This is a genomic window from Thermogemmatispora sp. (assembly GCF_019683755.1).
Taxonomy (GTDB): Bacteria; Chloroflexota; Ktedonobacteria; order Ktedonobacterales; family Ktedonobacteraceae; genus Thermogemmatispora.
Window position 1 is genome coordinate 1 of the sequence record NZ_JADGHT010000025.1, and the last position, 24666, is coordinate 24666.

The following is a 24666-nucleotide window of genomic DNA, read 5'->3' on the forward strand; positions in this document are numbered from 1 at the left end:
ACAAACAACCCCCCAATACCGGCCCCGGGGGGGGGGGGGGGGGGGCCCCCCCCTTCTCAATCTATGCGCGGTTGTATATGGTATCACTCATCACTCAGGCTGTCAAGAGCCACGCCAGGGGTACCGCTGCTGTGGCCGTTGCTGCCAGAGCTGCCACCCAGACCTGCCCCCACGCTGGCCACACTGGGAGCGCTCGCCAGGCGCTGCTGTACCTGCTGCTGGCGCGCCAACTGTTCGCGGCGCCGCTGCAGGAAGCCAGAGCCAGCCGGAATGAGCTTACCGATGATGACGTTCTCCTTGAGGCCCACCAGATGGTCGGTCTGGCCCTGAATGGCCGCCTCGGTCAGCACGCGCGTGGTCTCCTGGAACGAGGCCGCGGCCAGGAAGCTATCGGTGTTGAGCGAGGCCTTGGTGACGCCCAGCAGTACGGTCTGGGCGCGGGCCGGCTCACCGCCTTCGGCCAGGACGCGCGCGTTGGTCTCGGCAAAGACGAAGCGGTCGACCAGGTCGTTAGGCAACATGTCGGTATCGCCTGGCTCTTCGACGCGCACGCGGCGCAGCATCTGTCGGATGATGATCTCGATGTGTTTGTCGTTGATGCGCACACCGGTATTGCGGTAGATGCGCTGCACCTCCTTGACGAGGTACATCTGCACCGCTTCGCGCCCGAGGATGCGCAGGACATCCTGCGGATCGAGATGGCCGCTGGTGATAGGCGTCCCGGCTTTGATGTACTGCCCCTGGGTGACGGCCAGGCTGCGGGCCGCCGGCACCGGATAGGTGCGCTCATCGCGCTCTTCGGAGCGGATGGTCAAAACGCCCTCCTGGTTGAAGAGCACTTCACCGCTGGTGCGGGCACGCACCTCGCGCGGCTCGCTGCCGTTCTGCGGCGGCTCCAGTGCCAGCAACTGATCCTTCTGCACCTGGTCGTGCTCGTTGACGAGGATCTCCGAGCCGGGCGGCAGGCGGTACTCATCAAAGATGGTGTTGGTCGAGACGACGCGCACCGTGCGCGTGCCTGTGTTTTCATCTTTGATGATCTCGACGACACCATCGATTTCGCTGATTTCCGCCTTGTCCTTGGGAACGCGCGCTTCGAATAGCTCTTCGATGCGCGGCAGACCCTGGGTAATGTCGCCCTGAGCGCCCGCGATGCCACCGGTGTGGAAGGTACGCATGGTTAGCTGTGTGCCTGGCTCGCCGATGGACTGGGCGGCGATGATTCCCACGGCCTGACCCAGGCGGACCAGGCTGTTTTCAGCCAGGTCGCGGCCATAGCACTTGCGGCAGACACCGCGACGCGTCTGACAGCCTAGCACGGAGCGGACACGCACCTGCTTGACGCCCGCCGCGACGAGAGCATCGGCGATATCTTCGGTGATCTCGTCGCCGACCTCGATGAGGTGCTCAAAGCCGGGGATCGGCTCCAGCAGGATGCGCCCGATGATGCGCTGGCGGATATCGGGCAGCATCATCTCTTTGCTGTCCTCATCGGTGATCAGGATGCCCTCGGTGGTCTGACAGTCTTCTTCAGTGACGATGACATCCTGGGCAACATCGATCAGGCGCCGCGTCAGGTAACCCGACTCAGCCGTACGCAGGGCGGTATCGGCCAGACCTTTGCGCGCACCGTGGCTGCTGATAAAGTACTCCAGCACGCTCAGGCCTTCGCGGAAGTTACCACGGATCGGGACGTCGATGATTTTCCCGGACGGGCTGGCCATCAGACCACGCATGCCCGAGAGCTGACGGATCTGCTGGAAACGGGCTTTGGTCGCGCCAGACTTGGCAATCGTGTAGATGGCACCGTAGGGGTCCAGCGTCTGTTCGACCATCTTGGTGATGTTCTCGGTGACTTCGTTCCAGATGTCGATGGTCTGCTGGTACTTCTCAAAGTCGGTGATGAGACCCTCACGGTACTGCTCTTCCAGCGCGGCGATCTTGGCATCGGCCTTGGCCAGCTCCTCGGCTTTACCCTCGGGCACCTTGACATCGCTCATGGCAATGGTGGCACCGGCCTTGGTGGCGTAGGAGAAGCCGAGGCGCTTGATCTCATCCGCCAGCTCGCAGGTCTTGACACGCCCGTACTCCTTGTAACACTCGGAGATCAGCGCGCGCAGGTCATCTTTTCTCATCGGGTAGTTCTTGAAGCGCATGCGCTCGGGCAGCGATTCATTGAAGATGATGCGCCCGACTGTGGTGGTGATGAGCTGGCGCTGAGCGTACATGGTCGGCCCCGCCGGTGGCGGCTCGTCATAGATGTGTACGCCATCCATGCGCACCTTGATCAGAGCCTGCAGATCGATGACGCCATGATGGTAGGCCAGCAGGGCCTCGGTGGGATCGGCAAAGACACGCCCTTCTCCCTTCTTGCCCGGACGATCCTGCGTCAGGTAGAAGCAGCCAAGCACCATGTCACCAGTGGCCCCGATCGATGGCTCGCCGGTGGCCGGCAGAAGCAGGTTGCGCGTGGACATCATGTATTGGCGCGCTTCGTCCTGGGCCTTCTCGGACAGCGGGACATGCACGGCCATCTGATCGCCATCGAAGTCAGCGTTAAAGGCCGAGCAGACCAACGGATGGAGCTGGATAGCGCTGCCCTCGACAAGCACGGCTTCAAAGGCCTGCAAGCCCAGACGGTGCAAGGTCGGCGCGCGGTTGAGTAGGACGGGATGGTCCTTGATGACTTCTTCCAGGACATCCCAGACTTCAGGCCGGACACGCTCGACGAAGCGCTTGGCACTCTTGATGTTGTGAGCGTCGCCGCGCTCGACAAGCTTGCGCATGACGAAGGGTTTGAATAGCTCCAGGGCCATGCGCTTGGGCAGACCACACTGGTGCAGCTTCAGCTCAGGGCCAACTACGATCACTGAGCGGCCAGAGTAGTCGACCCGTTTACCAAGCAGGTTTTGGCGGAAACGGCCCTGCTTTCCTTTGAGCATGTCCGAGAGGCTCTTGAGCTTGTGGTTGCCTGATCCGGCTACCGCTCGCCCACGGCGCCCATTATCGATGAGAGCGTCGCACGCTTCCTGCAGCATGCGCTTTTCATTGCGAATGATGATCTCCGGCGCGCTTAGCTCCAGCAGCCTCTTGAGTCGGTTATTGCGGTTAATGACGCGACGATAGAGGTCGTTGAGGTCTGAGGTAGCAAAGCGCCCACCGTCAAGCTGAACCATTGGACGCAGCTCGGGTGGCAGCACCGGTAAGACCGTCAGAATCATCCACTCAGGACGGTTGCCCGACTTGCGGAAAGCTTCAACGACCTTGAGGCGCTTGGTAGCTTTCTTGCGCCGCTGGCCTACTGTCGAGCTGATCTCCTGGCGCAGCTCCATCGCCAGCTTATCAAGATCGATATCGGCGATCAACTCGCGCACGGCCTCGGCGCCCATACCGGCGCGGAAGACGTTGCCGAAGGCCTCCTTCAGTTCGCGATAGCGATTCTCCTGGAGCAGGTCCATCTTTTTGAGGTTGACCAGGTCGCGGCGCAGCTGCTCCAGGCGATGACGGCGGTCGGTGCGCTGTGACTCAAGCTGCGACTGCAACAGGTCGATCTGGCCTTGGTAGTCCAGGTTGAGACGCTCGGCCTCGCGCTCGCTCTCGGCGCGCACGGCTTCCAGGGCGTGGCGAGCCTGCTCGGCGATGTCGTTGCGGCAGGTCTCGGCCACCTGCTCTAGCAGCTCGATATGCTTGAGCGTGACAACTTCGCCCCGAGGGACGATGATCTGTCCCGTCGGCTCGTAGACAATATCGTCCTCTGCCGGCTTGCCACGCTGGGCGCGTAACTCGGCCAGTGTCTCGCTTTCGGCCTGTCTGGCTCGCTCTAGATCGCGCTCGCGCTCCTCCTGGATCTGGCGGATACGGGCCGCCAGGCGGGCGCGCTCGTCCTGGATTTCACTGTCGCGCTGCTCCTTGAGGCTGTCGACGCGTTCGACAACCTCTTCCTCAGTCGTCTGCTGAAGATTGGCCAGCTCGCGATCCAGCTCCATCAGGGCTTTCTGGCGCGCCTCTTCGTCGATATGGGTGACCACGTAGAGCGCAAAGTAGAGGATGCGCTCCAGGTTGCGCGGCGACAGATCGAGCAAGAGGCCGATGCGGCTGGGAATGCCCTTAAAGTACCAGATGTGGCTGACCGGCGACGCCAGCTCGATATGGCCCATGCGCTCGCGGCGCACCTTTGAGCGCGCGACCTCAACGCCACACTTATCGCAGACGATGCCCTTGAAACGGACGCGCTTATATTTTCCACAATAGCACTCCCAGTCCTTGGTAGGGCCGAAGATCCGTTCGCAGAAGAGACCGTCTTTCTCGGGTCTGAGAGTGCGGTAGTTGATGGTCTCCGGTTTCGTGACCTCGCCGTAGCTCCAACTGCGAATCTGCTCGGGACTGGCGAGACTAATGCGAATTGCGTTGAAATCGTTGACTTCGAGCATGCTGCCTCCTGGTGGGAAAGGGAAAGGCCCCGGCCACCTCCACAATGCTCTCCTCGTCGTTCCTTTTTTGCTTCCTGCCCTGACCCGTTTACTTGTTGTTAGCTAGTGCCATGCGTGCGGCGCGCTGGCTCATCTGGTCAGCGCCCTCGCTCTCACTCTTCCCTTGCTCGCCAAGTGGACGCTGAGAATAGGGCGCTCGCTCGTTGGCACGCTAGGCGTGGGGAAGGCACTGACCAGAGAGCCTGTGAGCCACCATGCTGCCCGGTAGCGGGGCGCTGCCAGCGACCGCAGGCAGGCCGGGCAGATGGCGCGGGGCGCTCTCTCCGGTTCCCTTACTGATCTCCCTCGAAACCGGACAGGTTGATACCTAGCTCGGGCATGACGTCGTTTGAGCTATCCTCAACGAATTGGATCTTCTGATCATCTTCGTTGAGGACCTCTACGTTGATCCCCAGGCTCTGCAATTCTTTGACCAGGACCTTGAAGGACTCGGGCACACCCGGCTCGATGATGTTTTCGCCCTTGACGATGGCTTCGTAGGTCTTGACGCGGCCTACGACGTCATCTGACTTGACGGTGAGAATCTCTTGCAGGATATAGGCCGCGCCGTAGGCTTCGAGCGCCCAGACCTCCATTTCACCGAAGCGCTGGCCTCCAAACTGCGCCTTACCACCTAGCGGCTGCTGCGTGATGAGGCTGTAGGGGCCGGTCGAGCGCGCATGCACCTTATCTTCGACCAGGTGGGCCAGCTTGAGCATGTAGGTGTAACCCACCGTGATTGGTTGATCGAATGGCTCGCCGGTGCGCCCGTCAAAGAGTTGGATCTTGCCACTCTCCGGCAAGTTGGCCCGGCGCAATAGCTCGGTTACGTCGGCCTCGGTGGCGCCATCGAAGACAGGCGTTGCGATCTTGATGCCCAGCGCCGTGGCAGCCCAGCCTAGATGTGTCTCCAGAATCTGCCCGAGGTTCATGCGGTGCGGCACACCCAGCGGGTTAAGGATGATATCGACGGGCGTGCCATCGGGCAGGAACGGCATATCTTCGATCGGCAGGACGCGCGAGATAACGCCCTTGTTGCCGTGGCGCCCGGCCATTTTGTCACCGGCGCCGATCTTGCGCTTCTGGGCAATGCTGACGCGCACCAACTGGTTGACCCCCGGCGGCAGTTCATCGCCGTTCTCGCGCGAGAAGACCTTGACTTCGACTACCTTGCCACGCTCACCATGCGGAACACGCAGGGAGGTATCCTTGACTTCACGCGCCTTTTCACCAAAGATGGCGCGCAGCAGCTTCTCCTCCGCTGTCAGCTCGGTCTCACCCTTGGGCGTGATTTTGCCTACCAGGATGTCTTGCGGCCCGACCTCGGCGCCAACATAGATGATGCCGCGCTCGTCAAGGTTGCGCAGGCCCTCCTCACCGACGTTCGGGATATCGCGAGTGATCTCCTCAGGGCCAAGCTTCGTATCGCGCGCATCTACTTCATACTTCTCGATATGAATCGAGGTGAAGAGGTCCTCGCGGACAATTCGCTCACTGATCAGAATGGCGTCCTCGAAGTTGCCGCCCTCCCAGCTCATGAAGGCTACCAGGATATTCTGTCCAAGGGCCAGCTCGCCATCCTGAGTCGAGGAGCTGTCAGCGATTACCTGCCCAGCGCGTACGCGATCGCGCTTGCGTACAATAGGTCGCTGGTTGATGCAGGTACCAGCGTTGGAGCGCATAAATTTGCGCAGGCGGTAGGTATGGATCTCACCCTTGTCGTCCATGATTTCGATGACACGCGCCGTCGATTTGACGACCTCGCCATCGACCTCACTGACGACCACCTGACCGGAGTCAATCGCGACCTGACGCTCGATGCCAGTGCCACAGACCGGCGCCTGCGGTCGCAGCAGGGGCACCGCCTGACGCTGCATGTTAGCGCCCATGAGCGCGCGGTTGACGTCATCGTGCTCCAGGAAGGGGATCAGCGCGGTCGCTACGCTCACCGCCTGACGGGGCGAGACATCCATGAAGTCCATGTTATCTGTGCTATCCATGATGAACTCGCCCTGATAGCGGGCTAGCGTGCGCTCTTCAGCGAATTCCCCGTTCTCCAACAGCGGCGCGTTCACCTGGGCGATCTTATAGTTCTCTTCGTCATCGGCGGTCAGATACTGCACCTCATCGGTGACAAAGGCCCGGACATGGACCCAGGCGTCGCCAAGGACCTTCGAGAGCTTCTGGAACAGCTCCTCATCGACGCGCACGCGCTCGTGAGCCTTCACCAACACCTGGCCGTTCTCGTCGACCACATCCTCGCGCTCGCGCCCGACCACGCCGCGGAACTCGCGCCCGATCAGGCGGGGGTCATTGGCCCGCAGACGGCGGTAGACCTTGCGATAGGGCGTCTCGATGAAGCCGTAGGGGTTGACCTGCCCATAGGTGGCCAGATAGCCGATCAGGCCGATGTTGGGACCTTCCGGCGTCTCGATCGGGCAGATACGCCCATAGTGCGAGCGATGGACGTCGCGTACATCCAGGCCCGCGCGCTCGCGCGAGAGTCCCCCTGGACCCAGGGCCGACAGACGGCGCTTGTGGCCAATCTCCGCCAGAGCGTTGGTCTGCTCCATAAACTGCGAGAGCTGGCTGCCACTGAAGAATTCGCGCATGGCCGCGACTACCGGGCGAATGTTGATCAGGGCGTTCGGCGTGGCCTGGCCCGGCTCCTGGATGCTCATGCGCTCCTTAACGACGCGCTCCATGCGCAGCAGGCCAACGCGGAACTGCGACTGAATCAGCTCGCCGACGCAGCGCACGCGACGATTGCCCAGATGGTCGATGTCATCCTTGCGCCCGTGACCGTTGTTGAGACGGATCAGGCGACGGATAATATGGACTAGGTCATCTAGTGTTAAGACACGGATATGCTGCGGCACCGCCAGCTCTAGCTTGCGGTTAAGCTTGTAGCGGCCCACATTGCCCAGGTCATAGCGTCGCGGGTTGAAGAACAGGTTACGCACCAGCGAGCGCGCGTTATCAAGCGTGGCAGGATCACCAGGACGCAGCTTCTTGTAGAGTTCGAGCAGAGCTTCCTCTTCACGCTTGACCGGATCACGATCCAGTGTGGTCTGAATGTAACGTACGTTGGGATCGTTGTCGGCCTCGCTGAAGGCATTTAGCATGCCCTGATCGGTCGTCAGATCGACGTCCTCGGTATGCCACTGCTCACGGGCAATGCTGGCGACAGCGCGCAGCAGGGTAGTGACAGGCAGCTTGCGTTTGCGATCAATCTTGACGGAGAGGAGATTCTTATTGCTCGTTTCAAACTCCAGCCAGGCACCGCGATTCGGGATCAGCTTGGCAGCGAAGAGCTTACGCCCGGTACTGGCATCCTCTTCAGCAGTAAAGTAGACCCCCGGCGAGCGCACAAGCTGGCTGACTACGACGCGCTCAACGCCATTGATAATAAAGGTCCCCTGCTTGGTCATCAGGGGGAAGTCCCCCATGAAGATGTCTTTCTCAATGACCTCGCCCGTTTCCTTGTTGATCAGGCGGGCCTTGACCGTGAGCGGGGCGGCATAGGTGGCGTCGCGGTCGCGACACTCATCCTCGCTATACTTGGGCTTGCCGAACGGCTCAGGCGGGACAATAAATTCCAGACTGAGATTTTTTCCAGTGAAATCTTCAATAGGAGAGATCTCTTCAAAAACCTCGCGCAGGCCCTCTCGCTTAAACCACTCGAAGGAGTCAAGCTGGATTTGGATCAGGCCCGGCATTGGCCGTATATCCGGAATACGCGCGAAAGAGACACGCTCCGGGAGCGCAACGGCCTTGCTGCTCACTGTCATGTGTGATATTCTCCTCTCACTAGAGCTTCACGGAGGAAAACCTTTCCTTGCGCGACAGACGGCCTCGCTTTACGTAACACAGATGCCTGCCCTGCCCATGCAGGCAGCAAGACCAAACTCAGACTTAGCCAGGCTGTTGCAGTCGTCGGTCTCTCAAGCTACAATGGGAAAGGCAGTCACTCGCAAGGGCCTATCTGCCCGCCAGGTCACATTTGCGTCTGCTGTCGTGAAGGGAAAGTTGTCCCGAGAGGCGCCTCGGCGCACCTCTCCGGAGGATCGTGAAAACGATGATCGCTGCTGATAATTTCTGTGTCGGGAGCATTGTGTGACAAGAAAAGTAACCGCTTCGTGCTCCCACAAGCGGTTACTTGGAATTGCTTTGTCGTCTTCGTCGTCGTTCAGTTGGTTGCTGAATCACCCACATGCACGGCCCTACACACTGACTCAGAGAAAAAAACATGCTGTGTGCCGACCCTTTTCCAGGGTTGCACCCAGTCACTCCCTGTCAATTGGCAATTTGAAAGTATATCCCCTCCCGAAGGCTTTGTCAAGTCCCCCAAAAGGGATTTTTTTCGACCAGCCCATTTTCCTCCCCCTGACTCGTTCAGGCGTTCGCTCGCTCCAGCCCTTGGGCACGGCAGAGGCCGCTCAGGCGGAAAGGGCCAGTTGTTGCTGTTGTACCTCGGCGAGGGCCGCTTCGATCTCATCACCCAGGGCAGGATTCCAGGGACGATCAGCATCAATCCAGCGTTTGCGTAGCAATGCCAGCAGCCGCTGCTGATCAGCGTGCGATAGGAGCTGCAGCTCTAGGAGGGACTCCGGCTCACCGGGTGAGAGAATAGAGAGCATGAAGTCATGAATCCAGAGCGATGTATGACTATCGAGTCGGTAGGTGCGTGGCGCCCCCATCTGGCGAGCCAGTGAGAAGCAGCTCACCAGAATGCAAGCTAGCAGGGCCAGCATCCCTACGCTCACGGCCAGCCCGGGCAGACTGAGCAGCAGGAGCAGACCGGTGCCCAGGGCTGCTAGCACGGGGTCGGCCCAGCTCTGCGTCCAACCGAGCAAGATTAGCGGGAGCAAACCGCTGAGAACAGCCAGAAAGCAGAGCAAGGTGGTGCCAATCATCCAGAAGATGCTGCCCAGATTCTTATGCGACAGATCGCGCACAGTCAGGCTTTGTTCGTCGATGAGCAGCATGGCCCGGCGGTAGCCCATGCGCAGCGCATGCAGATAGCGCAGGCTCATAAGGCAGCCAGCCAGAGCGCTCAGGGTCAGGTAGAGCAGCAGCGCCAGGAGCACATCTTGCCATTTGAGATACAGAGTGAAGCTATGGCTGTAGCTTCCCCAGAGCCAGCATCCTGCCTCGACGAGCAGCATCGCCGCCAGCAGGAAGGCTATCGCTGTCAGCAGAGCTAGCAGGCTGTTACGCACATAGGCAGAGCGCTTCAGGTGAAAGCGCTGGACTTCCGTCCCGCTTTGGTATTGATCGATTGTTGACATCACTCGTGCGATCCCCCCATGTGCAGCCAGACATTTTGGCTGACCAGCGCCGCTAGGCGCTCAGCCAGAGGCCCCCCTGTGCCTGCTTTGTCGCAACAGGAGTGAGACGCAAGTGCGCAGATCTTGCTCTCATGCTGAGATAAGGCGGGTCGGGCTGGGCTGAGTTGACCTGCTACTTTCTGGCAATCTGCCTGGACGCTGATCGTAGCCGCTATGGTCTAAGACGAATCAGATGGGACTTCGGTCTCATGAGCAGACAGTTGCTAGAGTTCATCAGGAAGGATCTTGTTGCCGATGCTTTGCTGAGGGTGCTTCAGTCTGTATCGCGCTAGAGGGTAGCGAGAGCCAGGGGCGCCCTCGGCCTGCCGCTCAGTGTTCTTTGGATTGTGTGGCCGTTTATCTCAGCCTGATGAGAGATAAAAGACCGAGGGGAAGATCAGCTAGGGGCTGATGATGAGGCTAGACGCGCAGGTCGTCGAACAGGATGGTGTGGAGATAGCGCTCGGCAGCACTGGGAAAGATGGTTACAATGACCTTTCCTTCGTTCTCTTCCTTGCGGGCCTCCTGGAGCGCGGCCCAGGCCACAGCACCGCTGCTGATGCCTACCGAGAGCCCCTCTTGCTCCATGATAGCGCGCGCGGTGGCCACCGCATCGTGATCGCTGACGGGGATGACACGATCGATGAGATCGACACGCAGAGTATCGGGGACGAAGCCAGCGCCAAGGCCCTCGATGCGATGTGGCCCTGGACGGCCCCCTGAGAGAATGGCGCAGGCCGCTGGCTCGACCGCTATGACTTCGACGGTCGGCTTGCGGGCGCGCAGCCCTTCAGCGACGCCGGTCAGGGTGCCGCCTGTACCGACGCCGATGACCACCATATCAACCGCTCCGCCGGTGTCTTCCCAAATCTCAACAGCAGTGCCTTCGCGGTGAGCGCGGGGATTGGCTTGATTATAAAACTGCTGGGGATACCAGGCATTTGAGAGAGAGGTACGCAGCTCGATCACTTTATTGATGGCGCCGCGCATGCCCTGGTTGCCTGGGGTCAGAATCACTTGGGCACCCAGGCGGCGCAAGAGCAGACGGCGCTCCAGGCTGATGGTGTCAGGCATGGTGAGGATGCAACGATAGCCACGAGCGGCGGCAATCCATGCCAGCGAGATCCCCATATTGCCGCTGGTTGGTTCGGTGATGATCCCTCCAGGACGCAACAAGCCCTGCGTCTCGGCTTCGCAGATCATTTTGAGAGCTGGGCGATCCTTGAGACTGCCACCGGGACTGAACATTTCCAATTTGGCTAGGACGGTGGCGCCGCAGGATGCGGCAAAGCGCTTCAGTTCAACCAGCGGCGTGCGACCGACCAGCTCCGTTGCATCCTTGGCCCAGCGCGCCATGTTCACCTGCCTGCTGCATCTGTCTCTGTCTAACCTTAGCCTTGAGCTGGCTCCTGCTGTTCTGGCTCTTCAGCCAGCAGAGCACGCATGAGAAAGAGGAGTTCTTGCACGCTGAAGGGCTTGCGCAGCATTAAGCCCGTATGCAAGCCCATACGATGTAGCTCCCACTCGTAGCTACCGGTGATGACGATAATCGGTATATGCTTGGTTTGGCTATGGCCGCGCAAGATCCTGTAGAGGGAGACGCCGTCGAGGTTGGGCAAACCTACATCGAGGAGGATCAGATCAGCCCCGATGTGGGGCAAACGCTCACGGGCCTCCTGTCCGTCGGGGAAGACATGTAGCTGCCAGGAATTGACGGCCTCGATGACCGCCTGCACCATCTCGATGAGGCGTGGATCATCCTCTACCAGAGCGATGACTTTCGTCTCTTTGGCTTTGCGCACAGGAACAGCCACGTCTTACTACCCTTCCCCTTCAGGCTAGTGGCGGCTGGGCTGCCAGCTAGCCTGTTGCTTCACCCGCTTATCTGTCTTGTTGTTTGCGTATCCTCTCGTTGACAGTCTCCTCGTGCGGATCGCTCAACCCTCCAGGGAGGTAGAACCTTGGGAGTGGTTCTTGATCTAAGCTCAGCTTAGCTGCCTTGCCTACGCCAGGCGCTACAATCCCCCCCGCGCTACGCTGCCACTATGCCCACCAGTCACTCTGGTTGCGCCCCCGCGCTACGCTGGCGGCCGACTTGTCTTCCACTCCGAGCCCCAGAAAGTGAGGATCTCTCAATCCAGCCAACTCTAGCTAGATATAATACATGGTCTCTGCGGCGGCACCGGTGCGGTGACGCTGTGCCAGCTCTTCGATGGTGGTCGAGAGCAGAATCTGCCAGGTCATCTCATCGATCTTCTGCCAGACTTCACGCAAGGCACAGCCTGGTGACAGCTCGCAGACACCAGGAGAAGGTAAACACTTCATCGGCGGTACGTAGCCCTCCAGGGCCCGTACTACCTCGGCCATGGTAATCTGAGAGGGCGGCCTTGCCAGCATATGCCCGCCTTTGGGACCGCGCACACTCTTGACCAGTCCCTCTTTGCGCAGAGCCATCAGGATCTGATCAAGATAGTGCTCAGGAATATACTGCCGACTGGCAATATCCGCACTTTCAACCGGTCCCTGTCCATAGTAGGCCGCCATGTCAAGCATGGCCCGTAGTCCGTAGTCGCCTTTCATTGTGAGCTTCATATGCCTATTCCTTCCTTGCAGTATCCTCTTACGGATGGACTGGGCCACGAACCCTTTGACTTCTGCTGCTTGCTCTTGCCTCTGTATGACAGGACAAGGACGTGTTTCTACCGCTAGGATATATCAATTGTGAATCACTGTCAATGGCCGCTTCTATGAGCCTTGCAGCCCTGAGCGCAGTCCCCAAGCAGCTTTATTTAGCCTTGGCTTGTGAGGCGTCGGAGACCATGCCTCTCACCAGGGGCGCCTGTTCTTCTTGCTCTTCGCGGCTGCTCGTGGCCCGGGCTTCGCGAGCAACGCTCAGGAGATCAGTGCGGATATTAGTGAAGTGCTCGCGCAGAGCCGCCATTTCGACTTGGTCGCCACGGATGCGCAGCCAGATACGACGCTGCGGGAAGTAGAAGGTGATGCAGAGGCTGAGTACTAGAACGACGGCAATTGGCCAGACAAGGGGTGCGCCAGCGTCACGTGTGACGAGCAGGACAGTGGCATCATTGGCAGCATCGAGCTTGATGGTCCACTGTCCATCGACACTCTTGCCTGTCTGTCCCGGCGAGAGACGCAGCAGGGCTTTATCTTCGTTGTTGCTGGTGCCCGGTGTTCCTATGGTGATTAGCAGCACAGGATGGGCAATCTGCGACAGATGCAATCCTTCGGCATGGATGAAAAAGACGCCCATCGTGTAGTTCGTGCCGCCAATGGGAATGCCTCGCGCATAGTCAACGACGCCGTTGCCTGATGGCAGTGTGCTGCTGCTGTCGAGGACGATGGCGTCATGATAGAGGACGTTGCCTTTCGCGTCGGTGATGGTAACGACGGCTGAGGCAACCAGCGAGGATTGATGAAAGGTGATGCCATCGTAGGTCAATGGGTCATTGACACGCAGGTGGTCGCTATGAGCTACTAGCTCTCCATCACGATAGACGCTCAGATCGGTGACGTAATCAATTGGCTGGCCGGTCCGCGGGTCAAAGCGCGCGGTGAAGCGGTTAACCCGAAAGCTAATGTTGTGGGGGGTACCGCGCGGGTAGACGATAGCGCTCTCTCCAGTGGGGAGGGCCTGGTCGAAGCTGAAGCCGGCCAGGGCATCACTCAGACTAACGATGGGGGCCGGCAGGATGCGCCGCGCTGGACTGTTGAGCGGGAAGCCATGCCATTGGCTGATCATGCCAGCGAGTAAGAGCGCCACGAGCGAGGCGTGAAAGACAAAGGTGGAGAGTGTGGCCCAACTGTTCTTATTAGCGTAGAGATAGGTGACTTGGCCTTCACTCTCACTGCGGATGCGATAGCCACGCCGCCGAAGGGCAGCGCTGGTCCAGGCGACGGCCTCAGGATGGCTGAAGCTGGCCCGCTCCAGGGCATTTTGATAAAAGCGGTCGCTGCGTCGAATGAGCGGATGGGCAAAGTTCTGCCAGATGGCTGGCGCCCGGTTCAATGTGCAAACGACGATGCTGAGCGCCAAGATGCCCAGCAGGAGCATGAAGTACCAGCTTGAGAAGATAGTGAAGAAATGTAGCCAGTCGTAGATAGGTGTCAGCGACCCATACTGCGGCAGGGCATTTTGCTGCAGCCAAGCCTGGTAGGCTGCAGGATCATTGAGGACCTCGCCCGGCGCCTGCGGGAAGTAGATCCCCAGGATGCAGACAATAATGATGCAGACAATCAAAAAAATAGCCGTGCGCACCGAGCTGAGCCAGCCCCAGAGAGCGTCAAGGGGGTGCCGCATCACATAGGCCAGGCGCTTCTTGAGACGCTGACCAGGACTGAGCCGCGGGGCAGCAGGCCGCTTCTTGCTGGTCGAGGGTCGCGAGCGACGGGCTGATGCACCGCGCTGTGGTTGCTTGAGCAGTGTCGCCATGAGAATCTATGGTCTTTCCTTCCTGCCTGCTGGCTGAGATGGAACGATCCTTGCTTGCTTGTAGCGTGCCACCGGTTATCTCGCGTATTCTTGTAGTATGATAGAGCAAGGGCAGCATTCTGGCAAGCGTCCGTCCAGTGTTCCCGACGGCAAAGAGTGCCAGCCGGAAGAGCACCTCTGCATTTGTGTCCTCTGCGGGGTTTTGTCTCGACAAGCGAAGGCACAGGCGGGCATGGTTGTGGCCGAAGGCCTTTATACTTGTTATTGTTGAGGCAGACAGGAGTGAGCTGGCGCTGGGATGACTGTGTCCTCATCATTGTGTCTTTGTCACCAGGCAGGGACTCTATGCGCCCCGCCCGTGCTTTCAATGGGAGCAGAGTGCCGCCGCGCTCAGCGGCACTGGCTGCCTACTCTTCCCTCTGTCAGCCCACCTCAGCCTCTGTCTTCTGGCCCGGCCTTTCTTCTATCCCATACTGAAGCAGAGAGGAGTGTGTTTTGATGGCTGATCAACGCCTCCAGAAGCTGGCTCAGGTGCTCGTCCATTACTCACTGGAGCTGAAGGCTGGCGATCGGCTGCTGATCCAGGCTCCGGCGGTGGCCTTTCCGCTGACACGCGAGGTTTTTCGGGAGGCGATCCGGGCCGGTTCCCACGTGATCGCCGTCGAGACGCTGCAGCCAGAATTGAGCGAGCTACTGCTGTGTGAGGGTAGCGATGAGCAGCTTACCTATGTCTCGGAATTGGAGCGTTGCCGCGTTGAGCAGTATACGGCTCGTCTCTACGTGTGGGGCGATGAGAATACCTGCGCTTTGGCCGCAGTCGATCCAGCCCGGCTGGCTCTCTACCAGCGAGCACGTCAGGCTCTGGTGAGCCGCAGGTTGGAGCGCGAGGCCAATGGTGAGGCCCGGTGGTGTGGGACGCTCTTTCCAACGCAGGCATATGCTCAGAATGCGGGCATGTCTTTGCGTGCCTATGAGGACTTTGTTTTTAGCGCAGGGATGCTGGACATGGCTGATCCGATTGCCGCCTGGCGCCAGGTCTTTGCAGAGCAAGAGCAGATCGCGGCTTTTTTAGAGCAGCATGATGAGCTGCACATCGTGGCTCCTGGCACAGACCTACGCCTGCGTGTGGGCGGACGCCATTGGGTGAACTGCGCTGGTAAGAAGAATTTTCCCGATGGCGAGGTTTTTACCGGCCCCATCGAGGATTCGCTTTCAGGGACGATTCGCTTTAGCCATCCCGCTTTTTATGAGGGACATGTGGTCGAGGGGATCAGTCTGACTTTTGTAGAGGGCCGCGTGGTAGAGGCCACGGCTCGCTCCGAGCAGGCTTTTCTGGAGGCTATGCTCAATGTTGATCCCGGCGCCTGCCGCGTCGGTGAGGTTGCTTTTGGTCTGAATTACAATATTCAGCGTTTTACACGTCATACGCTTTTCGATGAGAAAATCGGGGGGACGATGCACCTGGCTCTAGGGGCTTCGCTGCCCGAGAGTGGGGGACGCAACCAGTCGACGATCCACTGGGATATGGTGACCGATCTGCGTGAGGGCCGCGTCTATGCCGACGGCCAGCTTTGCTATGCCAATGGACGCTTCTTGATCTGAGCAGGCGAGCGCCATCAGAGAGGGGCAAGCCTGTCTTCGGTCTGTTTATCAGGCTCGGGCTTGCCCGCTCTCGCTGCGCCTGGCTGGCCTGGACGATGTGGCTCTCTGCTCGAGGCGCCTGGTCAGGCGCTGCTTCAGGCTGCTTTGCGCCCGTGCCAGAGGGTCCAGCACTCCTGAGCGATGATCTCGCCGCCGTGGGCCTGTTCCTGCTGGGCGAGATGCTCTTCAAGGAAGGCGATATAGGCGAGCAGTTCGTTGACCTCCTCTTCGCTCATTTCAGAGGGCGGGGCATTGAGCACGTAGCTCACCAGCTCCTCAGCCAGGGCGCTGCTGTTGGGATAGACGCCACGTGTCTCCCACAGCGTGCGCTGCTGAACCTCGCGGAAGCCAATGTCTTGCATGATTTGTCGTACTTCTTCACGTTTGCAGCGAGCCAGGACACGTTGATCGACCAGACGCGGGTAGCGAGTAAAGAGGTAGCCCCAGATGTGGGTTTTACTACCCGGCTCTAGTAGATCCTCGGGAGTTTGGTCCTGGACGAGCAGGCAGCCGCCCGGTTTGAGCAGGCGGTAGGCCTCGATGAAGCAGGGACGCAGCTCTGTCGGACGCAGGTCACGCAGCAGGGCACGCATAAAGACAATGTCGTAGCGCTCGGCCAGCAGACCGGTGGCCAGGGCGTTGCCGCGCAGAAACTCAATGTTGCGCGAGCCTGCACAACGTCGACGCGCCTGCTCTAGTTGCTCCTCAGAGCTGTCCAGACCGATGACGTAGGCAGCTCCCAGGTCGGCTAGCGCCTGGGTATAGAGACCATCGCCACAGCCAAGATCGAGGACCAGTTTGCCGCTGGGCGGGATGAGAGTAGTGACTGCCTCCAGCCAGGCGGGATCAGGGCGATCGCTGGTTTGCAGCAGTCCTCTTTTTTCTGGGTAGACTCGAGTCGCCATTGTTCCCGCTCCTTCCTGTCTGACGCACACCGCTCAGCGCGACCCGCTTACCACGAGCACTGGCTAACACTCAGGCGAGATGCCTGGAGGCGCTTAGCCCTTGTTTGATATAGGCTTTGGTCCCCTCGGGACCGCGAATGTGCAGCCAGAGCGGTCCGCGCTGCGGCGTAAACTGCAATTCAAAGGTGAGCAAGGGAGCACACTCACGTTCCACATCGATAAGCGCGAGAATAGCCGCTAGCTGTTCTTGCTTGGCGCTGAAGCGAAAAGCATAGCCGTCACTTAGCTCTCTGACCTCCTCGGCCTGTCGGAAAAGGTCGAGATCGCTTTCGCGGCGTCGCATGACCCGCCCCTGCTTCTTGCTGGCTTCTTCACTGGACATCGTTGATTCTCATACGCTTGTATTAGTGATGACTGTGACTTAGGTCCCTTTGATACTACTGCTGAGCTAATCTACATCTATCTCGATGATATGTATCAGTGTATCACTGGCAGAAGCAATTTGCCTACCCCTGGGGGACCAGGCGACGCAGCGAATCCAGCGCTGATGTCCGTCGTAGTTAAGCAACGTGGCGCCGCTGTGGGCCTGCCAGAGCCGCAGGCGGCAGTCGTCTCCGGCGGAGGCAATGAACCGGCTGTCTGGCGACCAGGCCAGCGCTTTCAGCGGGCGGCTATGGCCATAGTAGGTGGTGATGAGTTGAGGAGATCGGGAACTCTGAGCCTGTGGTTGCCAGACCAGAACATGACTGTCGGCTCCTCCCGAGGCGATGAGCTGTCCATCTGGCGACCAAACGGCACTGTAGACGGGTCGGCCATGCTCGCGGAAGCGCAGGCAGCGCTCCGCTCGCAGCACGGGGACGGTGGTGATTGTCCAGATGTCCACATAGCCGTCAAAGCTAGCGCTGAGGAGTTGCTGACCGCTGGGGGACCAGCCGACAGCAAAGAGCCGGTACTGCTGATGATCGTATAGCAGGCGGCGCCCGCTGTGGCTCTCCCAGAGCTGGAGGCTGCTGTCCCCGTAGTCGCCGCCCGAGATGAGATAATCCCCAGTAGGAGACCAGGCCAGAGCGCGCACAAAGCGGCGATGTCCACGATAGATGAGGCGGCGACGTTGGGGTGAAACCGCTTCCCAAAGGTGGATGGTCCCGGCGGTGTCGCCCGAGGCTAGCAGGCGCCCATCAGGGGACCAGGCCAGAGAGAGGACACACTGTTCGTGGTCTGGGTAAACGGCCATCAGCTCAAGTGGACCTCCCTCGGTAGAGTGCCAGAGGCGCACGGTGCGATCACGTCCAGCAGAGGCCAGACATTGACCATCTGGCGACCAGGCCAGAGCAAAGATAGCATCGCTGTGACCGGCGTAACGTCTCACTGTTGTACGCATGGCTGGCTGGACAGTCTTCCCTCAGTGGCAGTAGCGTCTGGTAGGCCTTGCCCTGCTCAGGAAGCCAACAGCAGCCGGGGCTTCCCCTCGCGCTCTCTTCCTTCCTGGTAGCTAGTGCTCGCTGGGGCCACCGGTCAGCAAGTTGAGCGCGTGAGGCAGAACGGGCAGGATAGTCTCCAGGCATTCCTTGACAGCCTTGGGGCTGCCCGGTAGGTTCACAATGAGTGTCTGTCCGCGTGTACCGGCGATGCCGCGCGAGAGCATAGCGAAGGGGGTATGTTGCAGGCTGGCGGCTCGCATCGCCTCGGCCAGGCCTGGGGCTTCGCGTTCAATGACAGCCTTGGTTGCCTCGGGTGTCACATCGCGAGGGGCCAGACCGGTGCCGCCGGTTGTCAGGATCAAATTCAGGCGCTGTTCATCGCACCAGGTCCGCAGGACGGCCTCGATCTGGTCCCGCTCATCGGGCACAATAGCGGTAGCGCTCACTACCGCCTCGGGCAGTTGGGTCACCAGGGAGCGAATGGTCTCGCCGCTTGTATCCTGGCGTGTTCCGCGGGCGGCGCCGTCGCTGATCGTCAGGACTCCCACTGTAATCATGCTGCGTTGTTACCCCCTGGGGGCCAGCGCACGCATAATGGCCCCGATCTGACGGCGTGGACCATAGAGCCACACCGTGTACGTTTCTCCTTGCTCTTCCTCTTCGACAATACACTGCATCTCACGCGCCAGACGTCGCGCGATGTCGAACATTTGACCCCGTTGGGCCGTGCTCCGGCTCTGGGTACGCAAAGCGATCTTGCCAAGCCGCTCTTCTTGGCTCAGGCTGGCATTAATGAGGAGAGCCAATTGATCCAGACCAAAGATGATCTGCAAGGGGGGGATCTCCTCCTCTGTGCCGGGCACGGCGGCGGCGAGCGAGGCAGCTAGCTCACCTTCATGAGGGGCCTCCGCCTCATCAGGATGCCCCTCTGCCCCAGCTCCCTGCGGGGTAAAAGAGTCTGGCCTTGCCTCCGGCTCCGACGGCCCACGCCGCTGCGCTACGCGCTCATAGACATCACGCAGTTTGGCCTCTATCAGCTCGCGCCCCTCCCGAGGCACGTTGTCGCGAGGATGGACATAGGCAAGCAGGCGATTGGGCAAATCGGAGTAGATGAATGGTCGCCGCGCCTGAGCCCGCCGTCCACACGCGGGGCAGGTAACCACATTAAGGCGACCCGCCAGGACAGCATAGCGCAGGTGAGGGTCGCGCGCGACGTTGACATATTCATAGACCTGGCACTCAAAGCTATGACCACAGCGACAGGTCAGCCGGTAGCTGGCTGTCCGTGAGGCTAATTGTGACATAGATGATGGCGTTTCGAAAATGACATCCTCTCCAGCAAAATTGACCACACAAGCTCCAAACATCTCTATCATATCACATCGGCGCCATGCCTCTACGGGACAGGACCAGGGGCAGGAATGAGGCTGGCTGCTGGCCAGCTTCCTCCTTGGCCGTCTTGTCTATCGCCAGTGCCAGCAGGGTCCTCATCGCCTACGGCTCTTGCTCAGCGCCTTGGAGGAGAAAGTGAAGCTCAGGCCCTGGCTCTCGATAAAGTGCTGAAAGTGAGCGTAGAACTCGTTGCGATCCTGAAGGGTAATCACTGCAACAGCGTCGGCAGTTTCGATGGCGTAGGGATAGCCCTGACCTCCCGCGATGATTTCGGCTCGTACTACATCGATAACGGCATCAAGCAGGCCCTCGTCGACGATCCAGCGCGGGAACTCGAGGCGCGCTGGTGGCCGTTGACTAACAGCCTGCAGGTAACAAAAGGCGATGCGTTCGCGATAGGGTCCATAGTGGTCGAGGACATCGCCTCGTGCACAGATCATGGCCGGCGTGCGATCGCCCCAGCGCAGACGCCCCTGCCAGAGCAAGGCATCGTGAATGCGTTTCGTCTCGCGTAGCAGTGGCTGCGCTTGCATGGCATCAAGACGCAAAAGCATGGTGATAATGTCACGGGCATAGCTGGTATCGATGTAGCCAACCAAAGGAACGCGAAACCGCTCCGAGGCCTGCAGTAAGGAGACAGCGCCGGCGATGTAACGCTCGCGGTAAGGGCTGGGCATGGTCAGGGCAAAGGAGACGACCAGAGAGCCGTCAAAGAAGACAACGGGACTGTGGGCCGGCTCTTCGGGATAGCGCTGACGGGCAAGCTGCTCCATCTGGCTGCAGAGGGTCTCAACTTCGAGTTGGAAGCGACGCAGCGAGACCTGTAATTCAGAGTAGGGGTAGCCACTAGGGTCGGCGCTCTCGCTGGGGGCCTCTTCCAGAATCTCGTCAGGCGTCAGTACTTCGAGACGCACATCTTTGACATAGGGGCGCCCACGCTGGTGCGGATTGAGAAAGAGGCCAACCTGAACGAGGGCCACGGGGATCGAGGCGTCGCGCCAGGGTTGAAGCTGGCTGCCATCGACGGCCAGGGTGGTGATGCCTTCGATACACTCGGCCCATTGCCGTGCTTGCTCATGGTTAGCAAAGCGCTCGGCAAAGCGAAAGACGGGACCGTGATAGTCATCCTGGCCGGCCTGAACAAGCCAGCGATCGAATTCGATCGTCGGGCGCGCCCCCGCCGGCGGCAGGCCTGGCCCGGCAGGTGGCAGGTGCTGCTCTAGATGGGCACTGGAACGGTAACGGCGATGCAGCGTCTCTAGCGCATGACGATAGGCCCCAAGCTGATCGCTGTAGGCTCCGCCGTAGAGTGCGAACTGATCTCTCTTGCTGGCCAGCGCGGCCAGTAGCTTGCCTCTATGGAGCATGGGCGTGTTCCTCCTCCCGCTCAAGAACCATCTGCCACTCTTCTTCACTGATGAGGCGCGTCTCACCGTTTTCTTTGCGCAGACGAATGAGACTGTCTAGTCCCTGTTCAAAGGTGTCGTCGTGGCTGATGACTATCAGTTGATCAAAGCCGCGGACACGCCGGATCTGCTCAGCAAGGTTGGTGCGGCGCGTGCTGTCCATGTTCTGCGTCGGCTCGTCAAAGAAAGCGATCGTTAGATTGGAGAGTTTTTTAAGCAGGGCCAGGCGCACGGCGAGGGCAGCGCTCATCTGCTCACCACCGCTAAGCTGGGCAAAGGTGCGTGTGGCGCTGCGGCTCCGTACCACTATCTCGTAGTCGTCCTGCCAGCTCAGTTGCACGCTGCGATCGCCCATGATTTCGCCAAAGATGCGATTGGCCTCAGCGGAGATCTCCGCTAAGCGGGCTTGCAAGATCTGTGGTGCAGCTTCTTTGATTACTTGTCTGAAAAGATCGACTGCGCTATTCAAATCTTCAAGAGTACGATATTCTTGTTGAGCTGCCTCCAGTGCAACAAGCAGAGCTTCGGCATGGCGGATGCGCGCCTCCAGCTCAGCGATGCGACTGCGCGTATGCTGGAGTGCTGTAGTATAGCCTTTGAGGTCAGCGCGCAGCTTCTTGATCTCTTCGTCGGTGCGCTGAAACTCGGCTTCATCAAAGGCGATCTGAGCTTGGTGATAAGTATTTTCAGCCTGCTGCAGCTCTCGCTCCGCCGCCTGATAGTCGGCAGCAGCACGCTCGTAGGCTTGCTGACGCTGCGGCAATTGACGCGCGCCTTGTTCGTGGGCCAGGTAGGTCTGATAACCAGCCTGAGCGCGTTGACGCTGAGCCTCGCGCTCGGCCAGGCGCCCATCAAGGTCCTGATAAACTGCCAGGCGCTCAGTCAGCGCCTGCAGCTCTTGCCCGAGCTTCTCCTCCTCTTGCACAAGTTCGGCCAGTTGCTCGCGTAGTTGGGGTTCTCGCTCGATAGTGGTGAGGAGGCCGCGAATCTGGCCAGCAGGATCATCAAGCGCTGCCAGTTGAGCCTCGACCTCCTTGAGCTGCTCGCGGGCACCTTGTAGCTGCAGCACTTGCTGACGGCGTTCAAGAAGCAGGTCTTCAAGGTGCTTTATCTGCTCTTCAAGCTGCTCTACCCGCGCCCGGAGGCCTGGCAAAGCGCGCACACGCTGATCGGCGGTCTCGCTTTCCTGTCTGGCCTGCTCAGCCTGGGCAATCTCCTGGTTCAGGTTTTGCAATTCACTGAGGTCCTGACGGAGATCGTCGACATCGCGCTGCAAGCGTAGTAGCTCAGCAGCTAGTTGACGCAGGCGCTCCGCGCATTCCGTCCGTTGAGCCCGGTAATTACCTAGACGCTCATACTCTTGAGCGTAGACAGTGATTTCTGAGATTTTTTCTTCCAGCTCTTGTTGCTGTTTACACAGGTCAGCAAGTTGAGCCTCATCGTTGGCGATGAGCTGGGCGAAATAGGATTCGAGACTGGTCAAACCCTTCTGGCGAATATTGAGGCATGGCTCATGGAGCAGGGGACACAGGCCCCCGCGCGAGCGCTGGTACGATTCTCGATAGCCATCGATGTTCCCTTCCAGCCGATAGCGGCGGGCGGTCAATTGGGCCTGCTCTTCACGTAAGGCTGGCAGGGCCTCTACCTCGGCGCGCCGTGCTTCGAGCGCGGCGATGGTCTCTTCCAGGCTGCGCAGACGTTCAGCGGTGCGGGAGCGCTCCTCCTCTTTCTGGCGCAGCGTTTCCAGCTTCTCCTGTAGCTGTAGCTGCTTCTGGCCGCGCTCCGAGAGGCGGGCCTGGAGACGAGTCAGCAGCGTGATGCGCTCAGGAAGTTGGCTGGCTAAGTCCTGGAGTGGCTCGATCTCGCGTATCTGGCTCTGCAACTCCTGTAAGCGTTTCAGATGTTGCTCTTGCTGGCGGCGTAAGCTACGTCCTTCTTCTAGCAGCTCATCATGGCGTTGGGTCTGCTGGCGTAGCTCCTCGCGCTGGCGCTCTAGCTCACGCTGACGGTCGGCGAGCGGTGATAGCTCGATGACACGTTGGCGAGCACGCTCGATCTCCTTGAGGGCCGTCTCCACGTGAGCCTTATTGGCGCTCAGGCCGGCCTGGCGATGCTGAAGAGCAGCCTGTTGCTGGCGTAAGATGTTACGCTGGCGCTCGGCCTGGCGCAGTTCTTGCAAGGCGGCTTCGGCCTCCTGGTAGGCCAGATAGGCAGCGCGATTGGCCTCGACCTGCTCCTGGGCCTGGCGAGCTAGCCTCAGCTCCTGCCCGCACTGGTGCAGTCTCTGGCGCGCGGCCTCGCGCTTCAAACGGGCTTGCTCGAAGTGATGGCGCAAGTTGAGTAGCTCATCGCGCTGATGCTGCAGGACAGCGTAACGGCTCTCCAGTTCCTCCAGTCGGCGTGAACCAGCGGCAAGCAGCTCAGTTTGACGTCGCTCCTGCTGGCGGGCCTGCTCTAGCTCCTGCCGCCATTGATCCAGGTCACGCGTCTCAAAGCTGAGGCGTTGAATCTCTTGCTGCTGCTGTTGCATTTGATCCTTATAGTAATTCTGCACCTCGCGCAGGTAGTCGGAGGCCAGACGATAATCCTCGATTTGCAGCAGCTCGTCGAAGGTTTTCTTACGCTTCGCTGGTGTTTCAAGGAAGGCTGCAGTAAAGGTTCCTTGAGGAACGCCAAGGGCGTCCTGGAAGAGTGTTGGCAAGGGGCGCTCACGCTCGATTCCGAACAGCTCATGGAGCTTATCGAGCACATCGGTGCGCTGCTCCAGGCGATAATCGGCCTCGCAATCATAGAGTTGCCAGTAAGCGCCGGCGCCACAGCGCCGCTCGACGATATAGCGCCGCTCATCGTTGCCCAGCAGATGGACCCGAATCACACCATACTTCTCGCCTTCGCGCACAAACTGGCTATGCTGCTTATAAGGCAAGGCATCGAAGAGAGCAAAGCCAATGGCCTCGACCAGTGTGGTCTTGCCGGCCCCATTGGCTCCCTGAATGGCCGTTGTTCCTCGGCGGAACTCGACGGCTAGATGACGATAGCTCTTTATATTCTCCAGCTCAAGACGAGTAATCAACATGCTGCACTAGCCTTCCGCTCTGCTCCCTGCAAGAGCAGGGAACAATCTGCACTGGTGCTTTTTCCGTTGGCCCTCCTGCCGCCGGCCAGAGAGGCCGCACTGCGTTCGGAGGTGTTTAGCTAGGATTCTGAAGAAGCAAAAACCCTGCTTTCTCTACACGGTGATGGTTGTTGTTTCTTCCCTGCGAGGCCGAAAGTGGTAGTTCCCAGGCGCATTATACCATGGCCGCGCGCTGAAACACAGCATCGCCTTACCACGTGTCAGGGGAAGGAAGATGCGAGAAGATGCACAGCGGGTTTCTGCTTCCGACGAAGCAAGTTCCGCTATCTGCCCAGCGCTCTCTGTGGTCGCGGTAATCGTGGGATCAAGGCCCCAGCAGGAGGCTCTTGCCAGGAAGCAGCCGCTTTCCCCTGAAAGCGAGTTGGACTAGAGAGAAACAGGAGAGCATAAACAAGAGCATCCATAGAGGAGTCTTTTTATGAAGAGCCTTGCACATAAGAACCGAGCAGAGCGCCAAGCGCGAGCCGGCCTGCTTGCCCTAGGGGCCGGCCTGATCCTGCCCTTGAGTGCTTGCAC

General features: G+C 59.7%; 15 protein-coding genes. 1 reads left to right on the plus strand and 14 read right to left on the minus strand.

The genetic code is table 11. The annotated features are described in order from the left end of the window. Positions 1–83: 83 nt before the first annotated feature. The 7 genes from rpoC to IRZ24_RS03540 all read right to left on the minus strand — a co-directional run bounded on the left by rpoC (position 84) and on the right by IRZ24_RS03540 (position 14249). Positions 84–4430, minus strand: coding sequence for a DNA-directed RNA polymerase subunit beta' (gene rpoC / locus IRZ24_RS03510; protein ID WP_297160562.1), 4347 nt, complete (start codon positions 4428–4430; stop codon positions 84–86). Positions 4431–4762: 332 nt separating this feature from the next. Continuing rightward, the gene (locus tag IRZ24_RS03515) at positions 4763–8260 is read right to left on the minus strand and encodes a DNA-directed RNA polymerase subunit beta (RefSeq protein ID WP_297160563.1); all 3498 of its coding nucleotides are present in this window, start codon (positions 8258–8260) and stop codon (positions 4763–4765) included. Positions 8261–8908: 648 nt separating this feature from the next. Next, positions 8909–9760: a hypothetical protein gene (locus tag IRZ24_RS03520; RefSeq protein WP_297160564.1), complete on the minus strand. Its 852-nt coding sequence runs from the start codon at positions 9758–9760 to the stop codon at positions 8909–8911. A 459-nt stretch (positions 9761–10219) separates the two neighbouring features. Further along, positions 10220–11155 carry a cysteine synthase A gene (gene cysK, locus IRZ24_RS03525; protein WP_297160565.1) on the minus strand — a complete coding sequence of 312 codons (936 nt, stop codon included), beginning with the start codon at positions 11153–11155 and terminating at the stop codon, positions 10220–10222. 35 nt (positions 11156–11190) lie between these two features. Further along, positions 11191–11613: a response regulator gene (locus IRZ24_RS03530; RefSeq protein WP_297160566.1), complete on the minus strand. Its 423-nt coding sequence runs from the start codon at positions 11611–11613 to the stop codon at positions 11191–11193. A gap of 337 nt (positions 11614–11950) precedes the next feature. Then, complete coding sequence (locus IRZ24_RS03535) at positions 11951–12391, minus strand: Rrf2 family transcriptional regulator (RefSeq protein WP_052890681.1); 441 nt, start codon at positions 12389–12391, stop codon at positions 11951–11953. A gap of 193 nt (positions 12392–12584) precedes the next feature. Beyond that, a complete protein-coding gene (locus IRZ24_RS03540) occupies positions 12585–14249 on the minus strand; it encodes a cytochrome c biogenesis protein ResB (RefSeq protein ID WP_297160567.1) in 1665 nt (554 codons plus the stop codon). A gap of 498 nt (positions 14250–14747) precedes the next feature. Between IRZ24_RS03540 and IRZ24_RS03545 the strand changes: the two genes are divergently transcribed. Next, on the plus strand, positions 14748–15851 hold the full coding sequence (locus tag IRZ24_RS03545; RefSeq protein ID WP_297160568.1) for an aminopeptidase: 1104 nt from the start codon (positions 14748–14750) through the stop codon (positions 15849–15851). A gap of 134 nt (positions 15852–15985) precedes the next feature. On the opposite strand, the gene IRZ24_RS03550 is transcribed toward IRZ24_RS03545, so the two are convergent. The 7 genes from IRZ24_RS03550 to IRZ24_RS03580 all read right to left on the minus strand — a co-directional run bounded on the left by IRZ24_RS03550 (position 15986) and on the right by IRZ24_RS03580 (position 24090). Next, positions 15986–16795, minus strand: coding sequence for a class I SAM-dependent methyltransferase (locus IRZ24_RS03550; RefSeq protein WP_297160569.1), 810 nt, complete (start codon positions 16793–16795; stop codon positions 15986–15988). A gap of 70 nt (positions 16796–16865) precedes the next feature. Further along, the gene (locus tag IRZ24_RS03555; protein ID WP_297160570.1) at positions 16866–17177 is read right to left on the minus strand and encodes a hypothetical protein; all 312 of its coding nucleotides are present in this window, start codon (positions 17175–17177) and stop codon (positions 16866–16868) included. A 66-nt stretch (positions 17178–17243) separates the two neighbouring features. Next, positions 17244–18176, minus strand: coding sequence for a WD40 repeat domain-containing protein (locus IRZ24_RS03560; RefSeq protein WP_297160571.1), 933 nt, complete (start codon positions 18174–18176; stop codon positions 17244–17246). Between the two features lie 111 nt (positions 18177–18287). After that, a complete protein-coding gene (gene mog, locus IRZ24_RS03565; protein WP_297160572.1) occupies positions 18288–18773 on the minus strand; it encodes a molybdopterin adenylyltransferase in 486 nt (161 codons plus the stop codon). A 9-nt stretch (positions 18774–18782) separates the two neighbouring features. Next, the gene (locus tag IRZ24_RS03570) at positions 18783–19592 is read right to left on the minus strand and encodes a CpXC domain-containing protein (RefSeq protein WP_297160573.1); all 810 of its coding nucleotides are present in this window, start codon (positions 19590–19592) and stop codon (positions 18783–18785) included. Between the two features lie 111 nt (positions 19593–19703). Further along, positions 19704–20975, minus strand: a complete 1272-nt coding sequence (locus IRZ24_RS03575) for a DNA double-strand break repair nuclease NurA (RefSeq protein ID WP_297160574.1) — start codon at positions 20973–20975, stop codon at positions 19704–19706. Further along, positions 20965–24090, minus strand: coding sequence for an SMC family ATPase (locus IRZ24_RS03580; protein ID WP_297160575.1), 3126 nt, complete (start codon positions 24088–24090; stop codon positions 20965–20967). Before IRZ24_RS03580 ends, IRZ24_RS03575 begins: the two co-directional genes overlap by 11 nt. Positions 24091–24666: the final 576 nt, after the last annotated feature.